Source organism: Stenotrophomonas sp. 05L44_2 (genome assembly GCF_056665995.1).
In genome coordinates this window covers 1-7,150 of the sequence record NZ_JBFTNR010000141.1, presented here as the reverse complement: position 1 = coordinate 7,150, position 7,150 = coordinate 1, and the positions used below count along the sequence as shown (strand labels likewise).

The 7,150-nt window shown below is 65.2% G+C and carries 6 protein-coding genes; 3 read left to right on the top strand and 3 right to left on the bottom strand.

The genetic code is table 11. The features are described 5' to 3' along the window. On the top strand, window positions 1–967 hold a 967-nt coding region (locus AC1VAN_RS06900; protein WP_480985522.1), incomplete at its 5' end, for an ABC transporter permease. 74 nt (window positions 968–1,041) lie between these two features. Here the strand turns inward: AC1VAN_RS06900 and AC1VAN_RS06895 are convergent. Next, a complete protein-coding gene (locus AC1VAN_RS06895; protein ID WP_313444134.1) occupies window positions 1,042–1,518 on the bottom strand; it encodes a YrhB domain-containing protein in 477 nt (158 codons plus the stop codon). A 169-nt stretch (window positions 1,519–1,687) separates the two neighbouring features. On the opposite strand from AC1VAN_RS06895, the gene AC1VAN_RS06890 reads away from it, so the two are divergent. Next, window positions 1,688–4,546 carry a TonB-dependent receptor plug domain-containing protein gene (locus AC1VAN_RS06890; protein ID WP_480985521.1) on the top strand — a complete coding sequence of 953 codons (2,859 nt, stop codon included), beginning with the start codon at window positions 1,688–1,690 and terminating at the stop codon, window positions 4,544–4,546. 135 nt (window positions 4,547–4,681) lie between these two features. Here the strand turns inward: AC1VAN_RS06890 and rarD are convergent, their stop codons facing one another. Continuing rightward, a complete protein-coding gene (gene rarD, locus AC1VAN_RS06885; RefSeq protein ID WP_025878342.1) occupies window positions 4,682–5,581 on the bottom strand; it encodes an EamA family transporter RarD in 900 nt (299 codons plus the stop codon). Then, window positions 5,578–6,483: a drug/metabolite exporter YedA gene (gene yedA, locus AC1VAN_RS06880; RefSeq protein ID WP_025878341.1), complete on the bottom strand. Its 906-nt coding sequence runs from the start codon at window positions 6,481–6,483 to the stop codon at window positions 5,578–5,580. The genes rarD and yedA overlap by 4 nt, the downstream gene beginning before the upstream one ends. Window positions 6,484–6,704: 221 nt before the next feature. Between yedA and AC1VAN_RS06875 the strand changes: the two genes are divergently transcribed. Next, window positions 6,705–7,150 (top strand): MFS transporter (locus AC1VAN_RS06875; protein ID WP_480985520.1); only part of this gene is annotated, 446 nt, incomplete at its 3' end.

Sequence of the window (7,150 nt, the reverse complement as noted above, 5' to 3'; positions counted from 1 at the left end):
GACCAACTCGGTCATCACCCGCGAACAGGTCCCGACGCTGTCCACCCTGCCCGGCATCACCCGCGATGCGCAGGGGCGGCCGCTGCTGTCGCCGGAACTCTCGCAGGTGGTCAACCTGGTGTCCAAGGCCGATGGCACCGACGTCAATGCACAGTTCCGCGGTGTCGGCCCGCAGGCGTGGGCCGTGCATGACAAGGTCAAGATCGTCGAAGGCCGCCGGTTCGCCGCCGGCCTGCGCGAGATCGTGGTCGGCCAGGGCGCCAGGAGCCAGTTCCGCGACATGGATGTTGGCAAAACGCTCACCCTGGGCAACCAGACCTGGACGGTCGTGGGCGTGTTCGCTACCGGCGATGCGCATGACTCGGAACTGTGGACCGACGCCGACACGCTGGCCACCACCTACCAGCGCAGTGCCTGGCAGTCGATCAGCGTGCGTACCGACGGCAAGGCCGGCTTCGAGCAGTTCAAGGCCGCCGTGGCCGCCGATCCGCGCCTGAAGCTGGACGTGGAAACCACCCGCGTCTACTACAGCAAGCAGGGTGGTGGGTTGACCAAGCTGATCGACATCCTCGGCAAGGTGATCGGCACCATCATGGCAGTGGGCGCCGTGTTCGGTGCGCTCAACACGATGTATGCCGCCGTGGCCACACGCGCACGCGAGATCGCCACCATGCGTGCGATCGGCTTCCGTGGCCTGCCGGTGGTGACTGCAGTGATGCTGGAAACCATGCTGCTGGCGCTGCTCGGTGGACTGCTGGGATGTGCGGTGGCGTGGCTGCTGTTCAACGGCTACAGCGTGTCCACCATCGGCAGCAACTTCAGCGCGGTGGTGTTCAAGTTCCATGTATCGCCGGAACTGCTGTGGAGCGGGTTGAAGTGGGCGCTGGGCATCGGCCTGGTGGGCGGGTTGTTCCCGGCGCTGCGCGCGGCACGCCTGCCGATCACCACGGCGCTGCGCGAGACCTGAGCATCACGCATTGATTTATTGAGCGTTGCGCAGGGGACGGGGCGAAAGCTCCGTCCCTTTTTCGTTCCCGGAATTCAGAAGTCCACCGACGTGGCTTCAGATGGCGGGGTACGCGAGGCCAGATGCTGACGCAGGGCTTCCTCCGGCGCACATGCCGTGCACAGCGGGTGCTGATCGCCCGTATGCCTGTCGAAGAAGATCGGTCCATTGCCGGCCAACGCATCCGATATCTCGCCGGATTGCAGGTAGCGCAGCGATTGGAAACAGAACAGCCAGCCTTCGACGACTTCATGCTCGTGCGTGATGACAACCGGTTCATCGTCGGTGGCAAGTGCAGCCTCCACTCGGCGGCGTGCCTCTTCGAGGTGGATCATCCCTTCATCTCCTTCTTTCGACGACAACGCGAAGAGCGTTTCATGCGGGACGGAGTACCACAACTGATAGCTACGTGCGTACTGCGATGCGTTGTTGCAACCACTCAAGCGTGCCGGGTTCGTGCCGCTATCGGTGCCTCTGCCCATCGCAAACGCATCGCGCGTGACGTTGCGCACAGTGCACCTGTGGATTGTTGGTTGCGATTCATTTTCGCGGCGTTACAGCGCGCGCGGACAAACAGTTACCGATGAAAACACTCTAGAATCCGGCCCCCACGTTGGTTTGCAGCACCCCACGCGTCCATAGAACGGACGCATGTTTTTTCTGAAACACGAGATTTCACGGATGTCCCTGAAGACCACCCCGCTGCGCAACGCGATCGTCATCGCGCTGGCCGCCAGCTGCACCACGCCCGCTTTCGCACAGGAAGCCGGCGATACCCCCACCAACCTCGACCGCATCGAGATCACCGGCTCGCGCATCCGCCAGGCCAGTGTCGAGACCGCGCAGCCGGTGGTGGCACTCAACCGCGCCGACATCGAGAAGAAGGGCTACGTCAACGTTGCCGACATCCTGCAGGACGTCACTGCAGCCGGCGCACCGAGCCTGAGCCGTTCGTCCTCGCTGAGCTCCTCGCGCGATTTCGGCGGCATGTATGTCAGCCTGCGCAACCTCGGCCCGGAACGCAGCCTGGTGCTGATCGACGGCCGCCGCATGGGCGTCAGCGCCGGCGGTTACTCCGACCTGGCCTCGATTCCGTCGGCGATCGTCGAACGCGTCGAAGTGCTGACCGATGGCGCCTCGGCGCTGTACGGCTCGGACGCCATCGCCGGYGTGGTCAACATCATCACCCGCAAGAACTTCGACGGTGGCGAAGCCAGCGTCTATGTCGGCCAGTACGGTGAAGGCGACGGCCAGAAGCGCTCCTACAGCGCCACCTTCGGCAAGACCTTCGACCGCGGCTGGTTCAGCGTCGGCGCCGAGCGCACCAAGGAAGACGAAATCCTCGGCGATGCGCGCGAGTTCAGCCGCTACCCGGGTGGCCCGCGCCATGCCGACGACGTCGACGCGCTGAGCCCGACCACCCAGTGGGGCACGGTCACCGTCGGTGGCAAGCCGCTGACCGTGGGCCCGGGCGGCGACCCGAGCAGCGCTGGCAACTTCCACACGCCGGATCCGGCTGACGGCGCCAACGCCAAGACCAACATGAGCCTGCTGAGCGGCCTGGAGCGCACCTCGGTGTTCGCCAACGGCGGCTTCTCGATCACCGACAACCTGCGCATCGTCGCCGATGCGCTGTACAGCAAGCGCGAGTCGACCAAGCACCTGGCCGGCTACCCGTACTCGGTCTCGGCTGCGCAGTCGCGCAACGGCACGCGCGCTGCGCTGTCCAAGGACAGCACCTTCAACAAGTGGGGCCAGGACGTGCTGTTCTCGCACCGCACCGAAGAGCTGCCGCGCGGTACCGAGAACACGCTGGAAACCAAGCGTGCCAGCCTCGGCCTGGAAGGCAGCTTCGAAACCGGTTCGCGCTACTGGGACTGGAACGTCAGCTACATGTACAACCGCAATGAAGGCGAGCGCGTTGGCACGGGCAGCATGTACCAGCCGAACGTCAACCTCGCCGTCGGCCCGTCCTTCATGGACGGCGACGTGGCCCGCTGCGGTACGCCGGGTGCGGTGATCGCCGGCTGCGTGCCGTGGAATCCGGCTGCGCCGATGGGCTACACCGGCCCGGGCTCGCTGGGCAACCAGGACGTGCAGGACTACCTGTTCACCCGCTTCGTCGACAAGATGCGCAGCACCACCAAGGTCGCCAGCGCCAACATCTCCGGCTCGCTGTTCAGCCTGCCGGCCGGCGACATCATGGGCGCGATGGGCTTTGAGCACCGCAGCGAAGAAGCCAGCTACACCCCGGACCTGATGGTGCAGAAGGGCCAGATCGCCGGCACCACCGGCCAGCCGACCCGTGGCGACTACTCGCTCAACGAGGTCTACCTGGAAATGCAGGTGCCGCTGCTGGCCGACATGGCCTTCGCCCGCGAGCTGTCGCTGGACCTGGCCGGTCGCTACACCGACTACAACACCTTCGGTTCGACCACCAACAGCAAGTTCGGCCTGAAGTGGAAGCCGATCGACAGCCTGCTGGTACGCGCCACCTACGGCACCGGCTTCCGTGCACCGACCGTGGACGATCTCTACGGCGGCGCGGTTTCCAGCCGCGATTCGTTCACCGATCCGTGCGATACGAAGTTCGGCATCGCCGCCAGCAGCCCGACCGTGGCAGCACGCTGCCAGGCGCTGAACGTGCCCGCCAACTTCCGTCAGCAGACCGGTTCGGACGGCAACCTTGCCAACCGCCCGGGCCAGCAGGCCACCTCCGATTTCAACTCCGGTTCCAACCCGGAACTGAAGCCGGAAACCGCCAAGACCTGGACCGTCGGCCTGGTCTACAGCCCGGAATTCGTGCAGGGCCTGGACGTCAGCCTGGACTGGTGGAAGATCCGCATCGACAACGCCATCGTGGGCGAGTCGGCTACCGACATCCTCAACCAGTGCTACGTGCAGGGCGTGGATTCGGCATGCGGTCGCTTCACCCGTTCCACCGCTGCGGCCACCCGCGGCCAGGTCTCGGCGCTGGATCGTTCGCTGGTCAACGCCGGCTACCGCGAAACCGCCGGCTATGACATCGGTGTGYGTTACCGCCTGCCGGAAACCGCATACGGCAAGTTCGCCATCAACTGGAACACCACCTACACCGACTACCTGGAGCAGCGCAACGACAGCGCCGCCACCACCCCGGTGGAGCAGCGCGTGGGCTGGGCCGGTGACTTCCGCGTACGTTCGACCTTCAACCTGGATTGGCAGTACGGCAACCTCGGCATCGGCTGGACCGCCCGTTACTACTCGGGCATGAAGGAAGCCTGCTCGTACGATCTGGGCGGTGGCCCGGACTGCAACATGGCCGACTTTGTTTCGCCGTATACCGATGCACAGCCGAGCCGCAAGGTGGGTTCCAACACCTTCCACGACCTGCAGGTGCGTTACAGCCTGCCGTGGGATGGCACCGTGTCGTTGGGCCTGAACAACGTGTTCGACCACCAGGGTCCGATCATGTACAGCCAGCCCAACAGCAGCTTCACCTACTACGGTGGCTTCGACATCGGTCGTTTCATGTACATGAAGTACCAGCAGCGCTTCTAAGCCTGCAACCGCGTTCCCGCCCCGGCCAACTCTCTCCTGGCCGTGGATGGAAGCAGAACGGCGCCCCTCGGGGCGCCGTTCTTTTTTGCGGCGTCGGATCCCTTTGCATCGCGAAGGGATCTGACCCCGGAGGCGCTACCGTTTCGCGCCGCGCATCGCCCGTACGTTGTCACCGACGTACAGGACCAACCCGGCCCAGATCGCCGCAAAACCAATCGCCTTGCCGGTGTCGAACGCTTCGTGGAAGAAGAACACGCCCAGCAGCAGCTGCAGGCTCGGTGCGATGTACTGCAGGATGCCGACCAGCGACAGCGGGATGCGCTTGACCCCGTAGGCGAAGCCGATCAGCGGCACCGCCGTGATCACCCCGCCGAAAATCAGCATCAGGTCGTTTGCCCAGCCCCAGCCACCGAAGAAGCCACCGCCATGGCCGTTTTCCGACCACAGCGCGAAGCCCAGCGCGGGCAGGAACAGGTACAGGCTTTCCACGCCCAGCCCGGCCACCGGATCGACCGACACCAGCTTGCGCAGCAGGCCGTACAGGCCGAACGAGCACGCCAGGCCCAGCGCGATCCACGGCGGCGTGCCCGCATCGATGGTCAGCCAGGCCACGCCCACCGCGGCGATGGCTACCGCCAGCCACTGCACGCGGCGCAGGCGCTCCTTCAGCACCAGCACGCCCAGCAGAACGTTCACCAGCGGGTTGATGAAATAGCCCAGGCTGGTTTCGATCACATGCCCTGCGTTGATCGCCCAGATGTACAGGCCCCAGTTGAAGGCGATGGTCAGGCTCGATACCGCCAGGATCGGCAGCGCGCGCGGTTGCGCGGCGATCTTCTTCCACCAACCCAGCCGTGATGCGATCAGCAGCCAGGCCACCACCAGCACGGTGCTCCAGATGATGCGGTGGGCGATGATCTGGAACGAAGGCACTTCGTTGAGCAGATGCCAGTACACCGGCACCAGCCCCCACAGCACGAAGGTGGAGGCAGTGATCAACAGGCCCCGTCGCTGTTCTTTCTCGTCCATGCTCATCGCTTGCGTGTCCTTGCCATCGTCAGTACCACCACACCCAGAAGTATCACCGCCATGGCCAGGAAGTCGCGCCAACCAAAGCGTTCACCATTCAATGCAGCCCCCAACAGGACAGCAATCACCGGATTGACGTAGGCATAGCTGCCGGCCAGCGCCGGGCGYACGTTCTGCAGCAGCCAGACGTAAGCGGTGAACGCCACGATCGAACCGAACACGCACAGGTAGGCCATCGCCAGCAGGCCACCGCTGTCGGGCAGGGTGGTGGGGCGCTCGCCGACGACCAGGCCGATCAGCACCAGCAGCACGCCACCGCAGATCATCTGCCCGGCGGCCGTCATGAACGGCCCCGGCAGATCCTGCCCGCGTGCCCACACCGAGCCGAACGCCCAGCCGACCGGCGCGATCAGCAGCAGCACCAGCCCGGTGGGCGATGCGGTCAGGCTGCTGCCGGCGTTGAGCCAGACCACGCCGACGAAGCCAACGGCGATGCCCAGCCATTCGCCCTTGCTGGCATGCTGCCCGCGCAGGGCCGAGAACAGCGCCATCCACAACGGCACCGAGGCCACCGCGGTAGCGGCCAGGCCGGATGACACCTCGCGTTCGGCCAGCACCACCATGCCGTTGCCCAGCACCAGCATGGTCACGCCCATGATGACCAGGTTGCGCCACTGCCGCAGGGTGGGTCTGGGCATCTTCCAGAACAGGCGCAGCGCCAGGTACATCAGGCCGCCGGCAATGATGAACCGGCTGCCGGAGACCATCGTCAGTGGCAGCGCGCCGCCATGCAGGGCCTTGGCGATACCCAGGTAGGTCGAGCCCCAGACCACGTAGACCAGCAGCAGTGCCAGCACGACAAGGCCGCCCCGTGGGGCAGCCGCAGACGGAACGGGGGGAGCCGACATGACGCACCAGGGAGCTGGGGGAACACGGATTTTAGGACGTTTTGGTTATGGTCCGGCAGCCCATGTAGTGGCACGCTGTCATCCATCCATGCCCCGCCCGCCCCTTCCGGCACCCGGCGTTGACGTGGGTTGCAGTACCAAGGAGGCTGGCCGGCAGCGCACCGCGCGCCTGGCAGCGCAATTTCCCGCATGGACGCACCGCATCGAGGATCCCCACCCGGATGAGCACTACGTCCCAATCCGCTGTCCCCAGCACCGACGGCGCCGCCCTGCGGCGTTCCATCTCCAACACCCTCAAAGGCTCCGCCGGCAACCTGGTGGAGTGGTACGACGTCTACGTGTACTCGGTGTTCGCCGTGTACTTCGAATCGCAGTTCTTCTCGCCTGAAGACAAGAACTCCACCCTGTACGTGTGGGCGATCTTCGCCGCGACCTTCCTGATGCGCCCGATCGGCGCATGGTTCTTCGGTCGCTTCGCCGACCGTCATGGCCGTCGCCTTGCATTGACCGTGTCGGTCACGCTGATGGCCTTCTGCTCGTTCATCATCGCCATCACCCCCACCGCTGCCAGCATCGGCATCTGGGCGGCGATCATCCTGCTGTTCGCGCGCCTGCTGCAGGGCTTCGCCACCGGTGGCGAGTACGGTGCCAGCGCCACCTACATGTC

Coding starts and splice junctions, on each gene's coding strand:
- rarD (WP_025878342.1), bottom strand. CDS start 5,581: ATGAGCATGGACGAGAAAGAACAGCGACGGGGCCTGTTGATCACTGCC.